The 16,243-nt window shown below is 58.5% G+C and carries 13 protein-coding genes; 7 read left to right on the top strand and 6 right to left on the bottom strand.

The window, feature by feature from the left end; genetic code table 11:
* The first annotated feature begins 39 nt into the window (after positions 1-39).
* On the top strand, positions 40-1,068 hold the full coding sequence (gene adhP / locus ACPF7Z_RS14900; protein WP_425194041.1) for an alcohol dehydrogenase AdhP: 1,029 nt from the start codon (positions 40-42) through the stop codon (positions 1,066-1,068).
* A gap of 94 nt (positions 1,069-1,162) precedes the next feature.
* On the opposite strand, the gene ACPF7Z_RS14895 is transcribed toward adhP, so the two are convergent.
* Both ACPF7Z_RS14895 and ACPF7Z_RS14890 read right to left on the bottom strand, forming a co-directional pair.
* Entirely contained in the window at positions 1,163-2,836 is a 1,674-nt protein-coding gene (locus ACPF7Z_RS14895; protein ID WP_425194040.1) for a methyl-accepting chemotaxis protein, read from the bottom strand.
* Between the two features lie 177 nt (positions 2,837-3,013).
* Positions 3,014-4,279, bottom strand: coding sequence for an HD-GYP domain-containing protein (locus tag ACPF7Z_RS14890; protein WP_425194039.1), 1,266 nt, complete (start codon positions 4,277-4,279; stop codon positions 3,014-3,016).
* A gap of 418 nt (positions 4,280-4,697) precedes the next feature.
* Between ACPF7Z_RS14890 and ACPF7Z_RS14885 the strand changes: the two genes are divergently transcribed.
* Positions 4,698-6,008, top strand: a complete 1,311-nt coding sequence (locus tag ACPF7Z_RS14885; protein ID WP_425194038.1) for a D-alanyl-D-alanine carboxypeptidase — start codon at positions 4,698-4,700, stop codon at positions 6,006-6,008.
* Positions 6,009-6,126: 118 nt separating this feature from the next.
* Positions 6,127-6,882, top strand: a complete 756-nt coding sequence (locus ACPF7Z_RS14880) for a phosphatase PAP2 family protein (protein WP_425194037.1) — start codon at positions 6,127-6,129, stop codon at positions 6,880-6,882.
* Between the two features lie 29 nt (positions 6,883-6,911).
* Here ACPF7Z_RS14880 and ACPF7Z_RS14875 read toward each other — a convergent pair whose 3' ends face one another.
* Positions 6,912-7,610 carry a response regulator gene (locus tag ACPF7Z_RS14875; protein WP_425194036.1) on the bottom strand — a complete coding sequence of 233 codons (699 nt, stop codon included), beginning with the start codon at positions 7,608-7,610 and terminating at the stop codon, positions 6,912-6,914.
* Positions 7,607-9,088: an ATP-binding protein gene (locus tag ACPF7Z_RS14870; RefSeq protein ID WP_425194066.1), complete on the bottom strand. Its 1,482-nt coding sequence runs from the start codon at positions 9,086-9,088 to the stop codon at positions 7,607-7,609. Before ACPF7Z_RS14870 ends, ACPF7Z_RS14875 begins: the two co-directional genes overlap by 4 nt.
* A 283-nt stretch (positions 9,089-9,371) precedes the next feature.
* Between ACPF7Z_RS14870 and ACPF7Z_RS14865 the strand changes: the two genes are divergently transcribed.
* Positions 9,372-11,333 carry a methyl-accepting chemotaxis protein gene (locus ACPF7Z_RS14865; protein WP_425194035.1) on the top strand — a complete coding sequence of 654 codons (1,962 nt, stop codon included), beginning with the start codon at positions 9,372-9,374 and terminating at the stop codon, positions 11,331-11,333.
* 7 nt (positions 11,334-11,340) lie between these two features.
* On the opposite strand, the gene ACPF7Z_RS14860 is transcribed toward ACPF7Z_RS14865, so the two are convergent.
* Together ACPF7Z_RS14860 and ACPF7Z_RS14855 are read right to left on the bottom strand one after the other, a co-directional pair.
* Positions 11,341-12,267 (bottom strand): lysine exporter LysO family protein, encoded by a 927-nt coding sequence (locus ACPF7Z_RS14860; protein ID WP_425194034.1) that lies wholly within the window; start codon positions 12,265-12,267, stop codon positions 11,341-11,343.
* A gap of 81 nt (positions 12,268-12,348) precedes the next feature.
* Positions 12,349-13,053, bottom strand: a complete 705-nt coding sequence (locus ACPF7Z_RS14855; protein ID WP_425194033.1) for a hypothetical protein — start codon at positions 13,051-13,053, stop codon at positions 12,349-12,351.
* Positions 13,054-13,202: 149 nt separating this feature from the next.
* On the opposite strand from ACPF7Z_RS14855, the gene ACPF7Z_RS14850 reads away from it, so the two are divergent.
* From ACPF7Z_RS14850 to ACPF7Z_RS14840, 3 genes are all read left to right on the top strand, one after another.
* Positions 13,203-13,763 carry a DJ-1/PfpI family protein gene (locus ACPF7Z_RS14850; RefSeq protein WP_425194032.1) on the top strand — a complete coding sequence of 187 codons (561 nt, stop codon included), beginning with the start codon at positions 13,203-13,205 and terminating at the stop codon, positions 13,761-13,763.
* A gap of 144 nt (positions 13,764-13,907) precedes the next feature.
* The gene (locus ACPF7Z_RS14845; RefSeq protein ID WP_425194031.1) at positions 13,908-14,855 is read left to right on the top strand and encodes an aldo/keto reductase; all 948 of its coding nucleotides are present in this window, start codon (positions 13,908-13,910) and stop codon (positions 14,853-14,855) included.
* Positions 14,856-14,859: 4 nt separating this feature from the next.
* Complete coding sequence (locus tag ACPF7Z_RS14840; RefSeq protein ID WP_425194030.1) at positions 14,860-16,158, top strand: NTP/NDP exchange transporter; 1,299 nt, start codon at positions 14,860-14,862, stop codon at positions 16,156-16,158.
* The last annotated feature ends 85 nt before the right edge of the window (positions 16,159-16,243 follow it).

The following is a 16,243-nucleotide window of genomic DNA, read 5'->3' as shown; positions in this document are numbered from 1 at the left end:
GCGTTTCAGCCGCCCCCTTCAACGCCTGGAGCAAGTATCATGGATAAGACGATGAAAGCCGCGGTCGTGCGTGCCTTCGGCCAACCCCTGGAGATCGAGGAGGTCGAGGTACCACGTCCCGGCAAGGGCGAGGTACTGGTGAAGATCGCCGCCTCCGGGGTCTGTCACACCGATCTACATGCCGCCCACGGCGACTGGCCGGTCAAGCCGTCACCGCCCTTCATTCCCGGCCACGAAGGGGTCGGCCATGTGGCGGCGGTGGGTGAAGGCGTCGACTACGTCAAGGAAGGCGATCGGGTCGGCATTCCCTGGCTCTATTCCGCCTGCGGCCACTGCGAGCACTGCCTGCGTGGTTGGGAGACGCTGTGCGAGTCCCAGCAGAACACCGGTTACTCGGTCAACGGCGGTTTTGCCGACTATGCGGTGGGTGAGGCGGCTTATGTCGGCCATCTGCCGGACAGCGTCGATTTCGTCGAGATCGCGCCGGTACTGTGTGCCGGGGTGACGGTCTACAAGGGACTCAAGATGACCGACACCAAGCCGGGGCAGTGGGTGGTGATCTCCGGTATCGGCGGGCTGGGTCACATGGCGGTGCAGTATGCCAAGGCCATGGGTCTGAACGTGGCCGCCGTGGACATCGACGATACCAAGCTGGCCCTGGCCGAGCGATTGGGTGCCACGGTCACGGTCAATGCAATGAAGACCGATCCGGTCGCCTATCTGAAGAAGGAAATTGGTGGCGCTCACGGCGTACTGGTCACCGCGGTCTCGCCCAAGGCCTTCGAACAGGCTCAGGGCATGGTACGTCGCGGCGGCACCATCTCGCTCAATGGTCTACCGCCTGGGAACTTCCCGTTGCCCATCTTCGAGACGGTACTCAACGGCATCACCGTGCGAGGCTCCATCGTGGGTACCCGTAGCGATCTGCAGGAGTCGCTGCAGTTCGCCGCGGACGGCAAGGTCAAGGCAACGGTTTCCACCGATAAGCTGGAAAACATCAACGACGTCTTCTCGCGTATGATGGAGGGCAAGATTGAAGGAAGGGTGGTGATGGATCTGGCGAGTTGAGAATCGCGAAAGACGACTCGTGGACGACAGGAACGCGGCCGAGGCCGCGTTCTTTTTTTACAATTGATTTTCCGCAACATCTCAGCCCGGTTGTCTAGAAGCTTTGCCAATCATCCTCTCGTGCGGCCGGGCTATGGCGAGAAACCGCCTGGGTGAGCCTTGGAGCGGGAGAGGCCTTTTTTGACGCCTGAAGATCAGGGGTGTGTGAAGTACCTTGCTCCAGCTGGAAGATCGCCATCGCTTCGATGAGTTGCTGGGCACGTGCGCTAAGATGATTGGCGACGCTGGCGCTATCCGCCACCAGGGCAGAGTTCTGCTGGGTGGTCTGGTCCATCTGGGTGACCGCCTCGCTGACTTGCTGCACACCGTCACTCTGTTCGGCGCTGGCGTTGCTGATCTCCTCCATGATCTGGGTAACGCGCTGGATCGAGGCGACGATCTCGTCGGTGGTACGGCCGGCCTCGGCCACCAGTTGAGAGCCTTCCTCGACACGCTTGAGGTTACCGGTGATCAGGGTGTTGATCTGCTTGGAGGCCTCGGCGCTACGCTGGGCGAGCAGGCGCACCTCACTGGCCACCACGGCAAAGCCGCGTCCATGTTCGCCGGCCCGTGCGGCCTCTACCGAAGCGTTGAGTGCCAGAATGTTGGTCTGGAAGGCGATTGAGTCGATCATGCCGATGATGTCGACGATCTCCCGGGAGCGCTGATTGAGATCGTTCATGGTGTCGACGACCTGTCCCACAACCTCACCGCCGCGCATTGCGACCTGAGAGGCATTGTTGGCCTGTTCGCTGGCTTGACGGGCGTTGTCGGCATTCTGCTGCACGGTACTGCCAAGCTCCTCCATGGAAGAGGCGGTCTGTGCCAACGCGCTGGCTTGTTGCTCGGTACGCGAGGCGAGTTCGTTGTTGCCATCGGCGATTTGCCGACTGCTCTCGGCCACGGATTGTGCCGAGTTGCGCACGTTGGAAACCGTCGACTGCAGCTGCTGCGCCATGCTCACCAAGCCTGCCATGATGCTGTGTCGGTCTCCGGGACGCAGATCGACACGCGTGGCCAGCTTGCCATGACCGATGGCCTCGGCGAAGGCCTTGACCTGGTAAGGTTCGGCGCCAAGGGCGCGGAGCAGCCAGCGAGTCAGCAGGAAGGCCACTAGTAGGCCGATGGCGACGGCTGCACCGCAGAGGAGCAGCATGAGCAGTTGAAAGCCGCTGGCCATATCGCGGGCCGAGGCCGTTTCGATCTGGTTCATCGCTTCCTGGAGGTCGATGAACACGTTGATGACCTTTAGCCAGTTGGCGAAGAGGGGACCGACCTCGCTCAGCAGAAGCGTCTGAGCGCCCTGGATGTCACCGGCAAGGCGCTGCTCGATCAACGTTTCCACCAGCGGCTTGGCGGCGTTCTCGACTTCCTGAATGGCGGCGAGTGCAGTACGTTCTTTGGCGGTGATATCGCTGCGTTCATCGAACATGGTCTGCATGCTCGCTGACGCTGCCTGGTAGTCAGCCTCGAGCTTGGCGATAAGCGCCAGCAAGGCATCGAGGGAGGCGCTGTCTTCAACGAGAGTGATGTCGCGCAGGGCGATGGCACGATCATGTACGCTACCGCGGAAGTCGATGGCGTGCCGCTGCTTCACGCTATTCACGTCATTGATGGTCGTCAGTCCTTGATCGATGGCTTTGACCTGGATGATGCCGATACCGGTCAACACGACCATGAGCATGATGACGGCAGAGAAACCCGCTATCAGACGTGACTTGAGCGTCATGTTTCTTGCTGCTGAGAAAATTCTGTTCACTACCACACTCCGAGTCCAATGGGTCAGAAAAACCATGAGGATGCGTTGCTATCCATGCTGACTCATATCGGCGGTAGTGATGGTTTATGTAACTATTTGTTTATTTGAATTGTGTATGGATGTAATAGGGAAGCGCTATGTCCATGCTCAAGCGGTCGGCTGAAGCAGTCGCTCCATCAATCCTTCCAGATGGATGTTGTAGGAGCCCGGTGGTAGCACCTTCTTGATGTTCAGGCGTTTGTCGTCGAATACTTTGGGATCGGCCAAATCGAGGGTTGTCTGATGTATCGGATTCTTGTCTTCGTCTAGCATCACCAGGATCTTCGGTTTCAGGCGTTTATTTGGTTCCACGGACAGCACCACGGCGATCATGCCGTTATGCAATTCGACAATGGAGCCCGGTGGGTAGATGCCGATGCATTCGATGAAACGTATGACGAGTTCTTCGTCGTAGTGGGTACAGCGTAGCTTATAAAGAATATCGAGCGCTTCCGCGGTGGGGCGCGCCGGACCATAAACACGATCGCTGGTGATGGCATCGTAAGTGTCGACAATCGCGATGATCCTTGCGGTGCAGTCGATCTCTTCTTGTCGTTTGCCAGACGGATAGCCCGTGCCGTTCAGACGTTCATGATGATCGCGGCAAGCCTCTTTTATCGTCAATGATAGTTGCTCGTCCTTGAGCATGGCGTAGCCTTCGAGCACATGGGTCTTGATGTGGGCGAACTCTTCTTCGGTCAGCTTGCCGGGCTTGTTCAGAATGGTTTGATCGAGCTTCATCTTGCCAACATCGTGCAACATGCCGGCAAGCCCCAACTCTTCTATCTGTGATCGCTCGAAACCCAGATGACGGCCGAAGATCATCGCCACGACGCCAACATTGAGGCAGTGTTCGGCGGTATATTCGCTTTCATGCTTGATACGCGCCAGCCAGTTGAGTGCACTGGGATTCGAGAGTATAGAGTCAGCAAAACGACCGACCATATGCTTGACGTCGGGCAGGTTGCGGTGCCAGTTCTGCTCATCCCTCAGCAGACGATGCACCATTTGTTTGGCTTCCTGATAATCACCCCGGCTATGGCTGAACTCCTGTTCGACCGTGCGCTTGATGGGATATACAAGACGAGGCGTGGCAGGGGCAGAGGATGCTTGTGAACGTGAAGGGACGCTCAGTGTGCGTAGCCGACGCACCGCTTCGGGACTGGAGCGAGAGGGGTCGACGTACACCTTTTTACAGAAATGCCGTAACGCCTGAAGATCTTTTGTTTCTTGCAGTAGCAGCCCCTCGAGCATGAAGGGGGTCTCGATCCAGGGGCGGTCGAGCGCAGCCACGTACATGCCGGACTGAAGCTGCTCAACCGGCACGCCAATCAAGTGTTCAAGAGTGCTGTCGGGCTCGCTGACCTGCTGCATAGCCATTGCCTCATATCGATCAATTGCAATTGATAAGTCTTCGAAATCCTGAATAAGCCTCGTCAGAGGGCGCTGTTCACGGCATGCTCAACAGCCTCTATATGCTGAAATGAGGGCTATCCGCCGACGAGACGCTCGACAATCTCAGGATTCCTAACTCTTTTGTTCAATAACGACCACGCTTAGAAAAAGTTGAATGCTTCTCTGAAGTAAATGGGGAGAGGAGTCTAAGGGAGGCTTGAGTAGTTACGCATATATCAGGACAATGTCGTCTTTTAAGTCCTACAGAGTTGCAGCATTGACAAACCAGCGACAATGCTGTTTTGTGTAACAAAATAGTTACAAATTGATAACTCGATGAGATGCCACCACGGCGGCGGTACTCACCATCAACATAAAAAAGCGCAAGGGAAGAATCATGGCATCCAACTCTTTTTCCATCCTCTCGCGTGGCTTTGGCAGCGTCATCGCGTTCATGGTTATCGCTACGTCACTCCTCGCGCCATTACAGGCGCAGGCCGGTCCCAACCCGCGCTACGCTTCCATCGTGTTGGATGTGGAGAGTGGTGAGGTGTTGTCCGCATCCAATGCTGAGGCTCCGCGTTATCCGGCATCTCTGACCAAGATGATGACGCTTTATCTTCTGTTTGAGGCATTGGAAGATGGCACTTTGACACTGGAGGATACCTTCCCGGTCTCTTCTCATGCCGCGGCGCAGCCACCTTCCAAGCTGTGGGTACGTCCCGGTGACAGGATCAGTATCAAGGAAATAATTCCTGCACTGGTCGTGCGTTCTGCCAATGATGTGGCCGTGGTGGTAGCGGAGGGCTTGGCGGGGAGTGAGCGTGCCTTCGCCGGGCAGATGACCGACAAGGCCCGAGCGCTTGGTATGGATGCGACCACCTTCCGTAACGCTTCGGGCTTGCCGGATGATTTGCAGGTCACCACCGCGAAGGACATGGCCAAGCTCTCCTTGAGTCTGATGCAGGATTTTTCCGAGTACTACGATTACTTTTCCCAGACTAGCTTCGTCTATCGTGGCAAGACCCATACCGGGCATAACAATCTACTGGATAGTTACGCCGGTGCGGATGGGCTCAAGACCGGCTACATTCGTGCATCGGGATTCAATGTCGCGACCTCGGCGGTTCGCGACGAGCGGCGTATCGTCACCGTGGTAATGGGGGGCTTTACTGCAAAATCGCGGGACGCTCATACGGCGGACTTGCTCGATCGCGGCTTCGTGCGCGCCGGCCTGTTGAATCGCAACGACTGGATCGCCAGCGCCGATGTCTTCGATAGCACCAAGGCAATATCGCGGCCCACTCGGACGAGAGCCACAAGAACGCTTGCCGTGGCAACGACCGAGAATAAAGCCAACACGGCTACGGCCGCTGCGGGACGGAACGAACAGAGCATGGACGATCCCATCCAGCGCTTGATCGCCCAGGTCGATCGCCAAGGTCAGCGCTCGATGGACGGCTGGGCGGTCCAGGTCGGAGCGTTCCGTGATCCCAGCGGGGCCCGGGACCTGGCCTCGCAGGCCGTCAGGCAACTCGATGCCTCTCTGAACGATTCCCGCGTCGCCGTGACGCCATCGACCAGCGAGCAAGGCGTGTTTCGGGCCCAGCTCGTCGACATGGAAGAAGGGCAGGCTCGCCGTTCCTGTGCGCAACTCATGGAGCGAGGCATGGAGTGTATGGTGGTGCGCGCCGACGTGGACGGCTAAGAGAGTGCTCGCCCCCTGCCCATCTTGAAGCGCGCTAATTCGCGAAACACAGTCAATGCACGTCCTTGCCGGTAACGGCAAGGGCGTGTTTCATGGATACATCAAGGAGTGATGCCCCATGCCCCGCCTACTGGAAAAGTGCCGCCGGTTGAGTCGGCGCCCCGTTGTCTTTCTCTCCTGGCTGGGACGCTACGAATTCTCGATCCTCTTGAGTGCCGTGGTACTGTTTGCCGGAATATGGGGATTCATCGAGCTGGCGGACACGGTCATGGAAGGCGAGACGCGCCCTCTCGATGAACGAATCCTGCTGGCCTTTCGTACTCCCGGTGATCTCGCCGACCCGCTCGGACCGGGATGGATCGAGGAACTGGGGCGCGATTTCACGGCACTGGGCGGTGTCGGAGTGCTGGTCTTCATCACCTTGATCACCTTTGGTTATCTACTGCTGTCCCGCTACTACCGTGCGTCGATATTTCTGCTGACATCCGTGGGCGGGGGACTGCTGGCGAGTACGCTGCTCAAGCTGCTTTTCGATCGACCGCGACCGGATTTGGTCTCTCACGGTTCTATCGTCTATACCGCCAGCTTTCCCAGTGGCCACTCGATGATGGCGGCGGTGACCTATCTGACATTGGCCGCCTTGCTCATTCGTATCCAGCCCCGGCGGCGTCTGAAAGCCTATCTATTACTGGCGGCATTGCTGGTGACCGTGCTGGTGGGCATTAGCCGTGTTTATATGGGCGTGCACTGGCCGACCGATGTGCTTGCCGGCTGGACTGCCGGGGCGGTATGGGCATCATTATGCTGGCTGATCGCGCGTTGGCTACAGCAGCGGGGCGCCGTCGAGACGAGCGCTCAGGATGACGTCGAATGACCGGAGGTGCTCGCGCAGGACAGGGCGGTTCATTCCTCGGGTTGATACTTATAGCCGACGCCGTAGACCGAGCGGATGATCTCGCGCTCCGGCCAGGCATCGGCGATCTTGCGGCGCAGCTTCTTGATATGACTGTCGACGGTGCGCTCGGAGACGATGCGATGGTCGCGGTACATATGATCCATCAGTTGTTCTCTGGAGAAAATGCGTCCCGGCGCACTCATCATCACCTTGAGTAGTTGAAATTCGACGGCGGTCAGCTCGATGTCCTTGCCATCCGCCAAGGCTCGCCAGCCTTCTTCATCCAGCACCAGTTGATTGACCGCGACATCATCACTTGCTTGTCTGCTTTGGGCGCGACGCAGAACGGCCCTGACTCGAGCAACGACTTCCCGCGGGCTGAAGGGCTTGCAGATATAGTCATCAGCCCCCAGCTCCAGTCCCAAAAGTCGATCGACTTCTTCGACTCGTGCGGTCAGCATGATGACGGGTAGACTAGGCCAATGATCATGAATCTGGCGGCACAGGGTCAGGCCGTCGGTGCCCGGTAGCATAAGGTCGAGCAGCACCAGAGAAGGCAGCGCATGGGTGGGGCGATCCTGGAGCCAAGGGAGAACATCGTTGCCATGTTCCAGGTGGTACGTGGTGTAGCCACTAGCACCCAGATAGTCGGCAATCAGCTTGGCAATCTTGATCTCGTCCTCAACGATCAGAATGGACTCGCTCATATCTTCGTCCCATGTTTGGCCGGCGACAGTGTTACCGGCTCTGGTTTGGTCAACGCAAGGTCAGTGATCAACCGTTCAGCCAAAGGCAGCGTCAGCGTCCAGCGTACACCCCCGAGAGGCGAATGCGATGCCTGCCAATGACCGTTGTGAGCCTGCACCAGAGCCGCCGCAATCGAAAGCCCCAATCCACTACCGCCACGACGCCGGTTGCGCGAAGCATCAACGCGATAAAGACGCTCGGTCAAGCGCGGTAACTCCGCAGAATCGACGCCTGGGGCGCTGTCTTCCCAGATCACTCGAGCCTGATTGTCCACCAATGAAAGACTAACCTTCAAGCGTCCTGGTGCGTCAGTATAGGCGCGGGTGTTGGTCAGCAAATTGTTCCAGAGTTGACGCAAACGCTTCGGATCACCCTGCACGAACGCGGGGCCGGCAATCGCGGTTTCCAGGGTGATATTGGCGCTTTCAAGCCAGCCTTGGGATTCCTCCAGTCGCTCCTTGAGGACGGCAGCAAGATCGATAGTTTCAAGATGTACGTCCAGGGAGCCGGCGTCGCTTTGAGCAAGCAAGCGCAGATCCCTTATCAGCCATTCTAGCTGACCCACTTCTTGGGACAGCGAGTGTAAGCTGTCTTCGTTCAAGGGGCGAATGCCATCCTGCAGGGCTTCGATCTCTCCTCTGAGCACGGCCAGCGGGGTGCGTAACTCATGGGCGATATCCGCTACCCACCGTTGACGCGCAGCACGATTGGCTTCCAGTGTCACCGCCAGGCCATTGAAATCCCTCGCCAGCCGCGAGAGCTCATCCTGGCCGCGCTCACTCAAACGCATGCTGTAGTCACCACCACTCAAGCGGCGGGCAGCGATCGTCATGCTGCGCATACGCCGCCCAAGCCACCAGCCAAGGCCGCCTGCCAGCAATAATGAAGCCAGCACGAGGGACGCTATGATAACGGCCAGGTTGCGCTGCTGACGCGACAGGAAGAGCCGGTCCATGTCCGCCATGAGTTGATAGGGCGCGCGGTAACCCAGAGTGCCCACCCGTTCTCCCTCGTACTCGATGGGCAGCCAGTTGAGAACGACCGGATCGTCCTTGTCGCCCCGAGGCGCCAGGCCGATGACCGGTAGATTGCCCGCATCGTGCAATACGAAATCCCGTGCATCGCCCAAGCTGCCTTCCACGCTTTGAGGCGGTTCACTGTAACCGGGCCAAAGAAGCTGTTGTACCAGGTCTTCCCAGGCGCGGGCATCTTCGCGTAACCATTGCCAGCTTTCCCGCCGGGACCATCGCTCCCCGAGGGTATCGGCGAGTGTCTGCGCACGATTGATCTGCGTATTTTCCAGATAGTCGATGAATCCCTGATCGAGACTGCGCGAGACACCCACGAAGACAAGACCCGAGATCGCCACGTTGACGACCAGAATGATGGCAAACAGCTTGACGCCCAAACGGGAGATGGCTGGGCGGTGAAAACGCATCACGACATCTCCAGAACAAGATGGCTTAGCGTACCACTGGGGGCGACCACTATGGGCCGTGAATTGTGTAAGCAAGGCGCAAGCGTCTTTCGCGAGTCCATGACTTGACTCTAGTCATTATTGATCAAAATCATCTGATAGCGCACTCAAGAGCCTCGAGGGGGCGTCGATATAGAGAAGAAGAGCATGTGGATTGTGTTTGTGACACAAGCAGAATCGCCTTTCTCAACAATCTCTTTTGATCCCGAGGCTTACGATGAATCACCTGTTGCACCGAATTCCCATGAGCAGGAAGTTCCTGCTCGTTTTGGCGCTGCCATTGCTGGCCCTGGCCTATTTCGCCATTACCGGTATCGTCGAGCGTCAGCGAACGACTAGCGTCATGTCTGAATTACAAGCGCTTACGGGCTTGGCCCAGCAGGGCGGCAATCTGATCCACCAACTGCAGCGTGAACGAGGCATGACCGCAGGGTTTCTAGGCAGTCAGGGACGCAACTTTCAGGACAAGCTACCCGAGCAGCGCAAGGCGACCGATCTTCAGGTCGGAGCATTTCAGACGCATCTGAACAAACTGGATGGCGATATTCTCCAGGGCGAGTTCGCCACACGGATTGCAACGGTAGGCGAGCTATTGGACGCAACATCCCAGATTCGTCAGCGGGTGAATGCCCTGTCGATATCCACCAGCGAAGCCCTCGGCCATTACACCGGCATCAACAGCGAGCTGATGAATCTCGTTGCCCAAATGAGTCACATCACTCAGGAGGCCAGCGTCTCCCGGCGTCTCGATGCCTATTATAGCCTGCTGGAAGCCAAGGACCTGGCGGGTATCGAGCGGGCTCTGCTCTCCAATGCGTTCGGCGCTGACCAGATCAGTCCGGTCCTGTATCAACGTTTCATGACCTTGATCGGCAAGGAAGCGGCCTTCCTTCAGAGCTTCCGAGCCCTGGCAGAGGATGCCATGGTCGCGCGTCTCGATGAAGGCTTGGCGGGTCCCGAAATCGAGCGAGTCCAGGGTCTTCGCGAACTGGTGATCGAGCGAGCCGCCGAAGGTGGATTCGATGTCGATCCGCAGCAATGGTTCGAGTGGCAGACCGTCAAGCTTGGCCGGCTCAAGGGCATTGAGGATGCCGTATCCGAAGACATACTGACTACCACGGCAACCTTGTATCAGCGGGCACGTAATGCGCTGATACAATACGTTGTCATTGCAGCGCTGGCCGCAGGCCTGGCAATCTTTTTGGCGTTTGCCATCGTGCGCAGCATCGTAGTGCCCCTCAAGCGTGCACTACAGGACATTCTCAATCGTGGCGGCGATCTGACCCAGCGCCTCGACGTAGCGGGTAGCGATGAGCTGTCCCAGCTTTATCAAGCCTTCAATGACTCCACGGCCACGACCGAGCAACTGGTGGCCAACGTCAAGCAGGGCGCGATGTCGGTGAAGGTCGCCAGTGGTGAAATCGCCATGGGTAACCAGGATCTGGCCCAGCGTACCGAGGAACAATCTGCCTCCCTGGTGGAAACCGCCGCCAGCATGGAGCAGATCACGTCGACCGTGCACCAGACCGCCGACAATGCCCGCCAGGCTCAGAGCATGTCTACAGAAGTCACCGGTCAGGCGCATCAGGCCAGCGAAGTAGCCGGTCAGGCACGCCAGGCGATGACCAAGATTCACGAATCGAACCAGCAGGTCACCTCCATCATCAAGGCGATCGACAGCATTGCGTTCCAGACCAATCTGCTGGCCTTGAATGCCTCCGTCGAAGCAGCGCGTGCCGGTGAGCATGGGCGTGGCTTCGCGGTGGTCGCTTCCGAGGTGCGCAATCTGGCCAGTCGCAGCGCCGAAGAAGCCAACCAGATTCGTCAACTGATCGAGAACAACGTCAACAACATCAACGAAGGCGAGGCACTGGTCACCAACAGCAGTAATATCCTGGAAACCATCGCTGGACAGATGAAGAAGATGGCCGATCTGGTCAGCGATATTACCGCCGCAAGCACCGAGCAATCTTCAGGGATCGAGCAAATCAATCAGGCCATGTCGCAGCTCGAGGAGGTGACTCAGCAAAACGCCGCCCTGGTGGAGCAGATGGCGGCGGCGAGCAAGTCGCTGGATGAACAGTCCGAGGAGATGGCGGGTGTCATCGAGCAGTTCAAGGTCAGTGCTGATGCGGCGCAGGCAGTCGCGCAGCGGGCCGGTCAGTTGCCCGCACCGGCAGGTCACGAGCCCTGTGCGGCTTACTGATACAGGCCTATAACGAAAGAAGAAACAGGATCAGCGGCGGCGACAACAACGACAGGATGAAGCCGCTGACCACCGCAATAGGCACGCAGGCGATGCCGCCGTGTTGCTGGATGACCGGGAGGGTGAAGTCCATCGAGGTGGCGCCGCCGTAGCCGATCGCCAGTGGCGTGGCGCGGTGAATGACCAGCGGTATCAATAGGAAGGCCAGCAGCTCCCGGGCCAGATCGTTGAAGAAGGCTGCTCCTCCCAATACTGGCCCTAGCTGATCGCCGATCAGGATGCCGGACAGAGAATACCAGCCGAACCCGGCGGCCATCGCCAGACCTTCATTCCAACGCAAATCGAGTAGCGGAGCAGCCAGCAGCCCGGCGATAAGGGAGCTGGCCGCTACCGTGATGGCGATTGCCAGACCGTGGCGATTGAGCAGAATCTGTTTCAGGCTCATGCCGGAATTACGCAGCTGACAACCGATCAGTGCCAGCAGCACATAGAGCACCCATTCGGCTAGCTGTTCGGCCAACGCCGCCACCGACGTCCAGCCCAGGCTGCCCAACAGCACACCGACCACCACACCCAGTGCTACCACACCCGCTAGAGCAAGCGAGCCGGCCATGGCCGCCAGCTTGCTGGTAGGGGCATCCTTGACTACCGGGGAGGTGCCCGCGCGTAGTCGGCTGCGCCGGGACAGCCACCATAGCGCAGCCAGGTTGATGGGGGTGATGATCGCAAACAGCAGGAGTGCCTGACCGCCCATCCGGGTCAATTGGCCACCGAGGTTATCGAGTCCGGTCAGGCTGATGCCCATCAGGGCCAGGATCACATAAACGGATAGATTGACGCCGTGATTGATGAGCGCCAGAACGCGCTTGTCGCGTACCGGCACCAGGTAACCCAGAATCAGGGGAAGTAAAATTAGCAACAGACCAGCCAGCATCGAGATGTTCCAATAGCGAATATGGCGGTCTACTTTAGCGGTTAGCGCATCGACTCGTAAGTGAGTTTCGCTGATACCCCATCAGGGGCGCTGATTCCTGTCTGTTTCAAGCGCCAGACGCTGAAGCGTGAGACGACTCTTCAGCTGACCTTCACGCTGATATTCAAGGCTCAACAAGAGCCCTGGAATCTGCGGATGAAAGCCAAAGATCAGATGGCGATCGGGCTTGTCGGGGTTCCAAGCATCAAGGGTAATGCGGGGAAAAGTACCGGCGGGCAGGCTGACTTCGTCACGACCGACGACTCGATACTTGAGTATCGTTTCCTCCCCTTCATAGTTCAGAAAGTGCAGTCGACAGGGAGCAACTTGGCTATGAGTGCAGCGCGCATTGTTGGCCTGACGCGAGAGAATGAACAGTGCTGTCTGCCGATCCGGTAGAGAGCTCAATTCGTCGGCATTCAGCTGATAACGTTCCCCGAAGCCCAGAAAACGGTAGCCGCTGGCATAGGTCTGGGCATCGATAGTATCTCCTTCAAGGCGAAAGCGACTGAGTTCATCGCCCTCCGCGGTGGCGATTGAAGCACTCATCTCGCTCTGCCAAGCATCCTCCAGGCGAGAGAGTCGGTGGCTGATGCGTGCATCGGGCCATCCCTTGATGACGAGCGAATAGGTTGCCTCGAAAGGAGATAACGCAGCCTGGGCTTGCGCCGCCTGAACTAGCCCTGTCTGAGTAATTGCCATTAGTAGAATGACGAATGCAAGTGCTCTATGCACGGCCAGTTTCATTAACTTCTCCTCAACTACATTATTCGTTGCCATCCCGCTAGGACGCATCGATTGTGGTAAACGTTCCCGTGCACAAGGGGCTTTGGCCCACTAGGATGGATAAACACATCATCGTCAATTGTCCGTTGTCGTGAAAAAGGAGATAGCCCATGGCCAAGATACTGTTGATCGCCGGTGAATTCGTCGAGGATTACGAGATCATGGTGCCGTTCCAGGCGCTACAGGCCATGGGGCACGAGGTGCATGCTATCTGTCCCGAGAAACGTGAGGGGGATAGCGTCAAGACTGCCATTCACGACTTCGAGGGCGATCAGACCTATACCGAGAAGCCCGGACACCACTTCACCCTTAACGCGACCTTCGCGGAAACCGATCCTGCCGACTATGATGCCCTGGTCGTGCCGGGTGGTCGTGCCCCGGAATATCTGCGTCTAAACGAACGAGTGCTCGAGTTGGTGCGTCACTTCATGGAGTACGACAAGCCGCTGGCGGTAATCTGTCACGGCGCCCAATTGCTGGCAGCGGCGGTCTCGCTTGAAGGCCTGAGAGTGTCCGCCTATCCCGCCTGCGCCCCAGACGTCACCTTGGCCGGCGGCGATTTTGCCGATATCGACGTGGATCAAGCCATTACCTGCGGCAAATTGGTGAGCGCACCGGCCTGGCCGGCGCATCCGCAGTGGCTCAAGCAGTTCAATGAGCTGCTGAGTTAGGAAAGACGAAGAATAAAGAAGGCTGCAAGACAGCATTACTGGCTACTGTCGTGGTCAATGCGAGTTCGAGACGATGGTAGAAACAACAAAGTGCATGGGCTAGAACTAGTATTATCTTTGCCGACAGCAGGAAAGTAGAACGTCATGCAATCACGTCGCGATTTTCTCGCTACCTCTCTCTGGATGGGCGCCGGTCTGGCATTCGGCACGTCTTTTTCGACGCTCGCTTCCGATGGCCAGAACGATGCTGATGCATTGCCTCCCTCGGAAACGCTGCGTACTCGCGCGATTCCCGGCACCGGCGAACAGCTCCCGGTTATCGGCGCAGGCACCTCCGGCAGTTTCGTGGCGGACATCGGCTCGGACAAATACCAGCGTCTTCGCGAAGTCATGACGATCTTCTTCGCCAGTGGCGCAACGGTGTTCGATACGTCACCGAACTACGCCGGTGCGGATCGGATACTTGGCGCCTTGCTTGAGGAAGGCGGTTGGCGCGATCAGTGTTTCCTGGCGACCAAGATCGCCGCAGACAGCCGCGAGGCGGCGGAGCGACAATGGCGGGGCTCCCTGGAAGCCCTGCGCACCGATCGCGTTGAACTGTTGCAGGTCCATAACCTGCGGGACTGGCAAACGCAGCTTGCCTACGCCCATGAACTCAAGGAAAAGGGCAAGACGCGCTACGTGGGCATAACCCATTACACGCCGTATGGGTTGGATGAGATGGCGCGTATTCTGCGCCAGGAACCGCTGGACTTCATCCAGATCAACTATTCCATCAGTTCCCCCCAGGCCGCTCAGGAAGTGCTTCCTTTGGCTCGGGACAAGGGGGTGGCGGTCCTGATCAACCGCGCTTTCGATGACGGCGATCTTTTCTCGAAGGTGGAGGGTAAGCCCCTACCCGGCTGGGCCGGGGAGGTCGGCGCGCAGAGCTGGGCACAGCTGTTTCTCAAATTTGCCATCAGCCATCCGGCGGTGACTGCGGTGATTCCGGCTACCAGCAAGCCTACCCATCAGCGGGACAATCTCCGGGCCGGTTATGGCCCCTTGTTGAGTGAGGCGCAGCAACGCGAGTTGATCGCCATGGAACTCTAGGTGAATGGGCTTCTTGACGCGCCTGTTCAATTTACGCCCAGGAGAAACCCCGCCGGTGTTGGCCGGCCTGACCCTGTTCTTTCTATTGTTCACCGGCTATTTCATGCTCCGGCCGGTACGCGAAACCATGGGCGTGGCGGGTGGCGTGGATAACCTGCAATGGCTGTTCACCGGCACCTTCGTGTCCACGCTATTGGTACTGCCGCTTTTTGGCTGGCTGGCATCCCGGGTGGCCCGACGACGTATCCTGCCCTACGCCTACGGCTTCTTTATCCTCAACCTGCTGCTGTTCGCGGCGTTGTTTCTGGGGCAGCCGGACAATCCCTGGCTGGCGCGCGCCTTCTATATCTGGCTATCCGTGTTCAATCTGGTGGCGATTTCCCTGGCATGGAGCGTGCTCGCGGATGTCTTTTCCACGGCACAGGCCAAGCGCCTGTTTGGCATGATGGCAGGGGGCGCAAGCCTTGGTGGTCTGGTGGGGCCCAGCGCCGGGATCTTGCTGGTCGCGCCTCTACAGCATAGCGGTCTGCTGACGTTGGCGGCCCTGTTGCTGGCGGGCAGTGTCGGTGCCGCCATGTGGCTCTACCGCTGGCGTGACAGACACCCGCTGGCCCAGGATGAACGGCCCGCAGAGGAGGAGCGCCATGTCAGCCTGGGGGGCAACCCCTTCGATGGCGCCGTGGAAGTGGCGCGCACCCCTTTCTTGATGGGTATTGCCCTGTTCGTGGTCCTGTTGGCCAGCGTCAGCACCTTTCTCTATTTCGAGCAGGCCGAACTGGTGGCGCAGCGCTTCCCTGACCCCGTCCAGCAGACCCAGGTATTCGGTCTGATCGATATGGCAGTACAGGCCCTGGCGATTTTCACGCAAGCCTTTCTTACCGGCCGTATTGCCCAACGCCTGGGCATCGGCGTGCTGCTGGTGGCGGTGCCGCTGGTGATTGCCGGCGGTTTCATATGGTTGGCTCTGGCGCCTACCTTCGCCGTATTCGTGGTGATCATGGTGGCACGCCGGTTCGGCGAGTACGCCCTGGTGCGGCCGGGGCGGGAAATGCTCTACACGGTGGTGTCGCCGCAGCAGAAATTCAAAGCCAAGAACTTCATCGACACCGTTATCTATCGTGGCGGCGACGCCATCAGCGGTTGGCTCAAGCGCGCGCTGGATCTGCTTGCCGAACTGCCGGGGCTTGCCATGTTCATCGGCGCCGGGATTGCCCTGACCTGGGCCGGTACCGGCTTTGTGCTGGGGCGCGCCCAGCGGCGACGGGAAGCGCAGAGCGTCATGGCAAGCACACGGATGTACTAGACGAATACCCACTTGATAGGTTTCATGACCCTCTGTCTCGTTGCGATGAGTCGAGACGGTGGCCGGGGACCGACACGAATTCGCC

Source organism: Halomonas sp. GXIMD04776, from assembly GCF_049808615.1.
Taxonomy (GTDB): domain Bacteria; phylum Pseudomonadota; class Gammaproteobacteria; order Pseudomonadales; family Halomonadaceae; genus Modicisalibacter.
The sequence above is the reverse complement of the archived record's forward strand: the minus strand, read 5'-3'. Positions and strand labels throughout refer to the sequence as shown.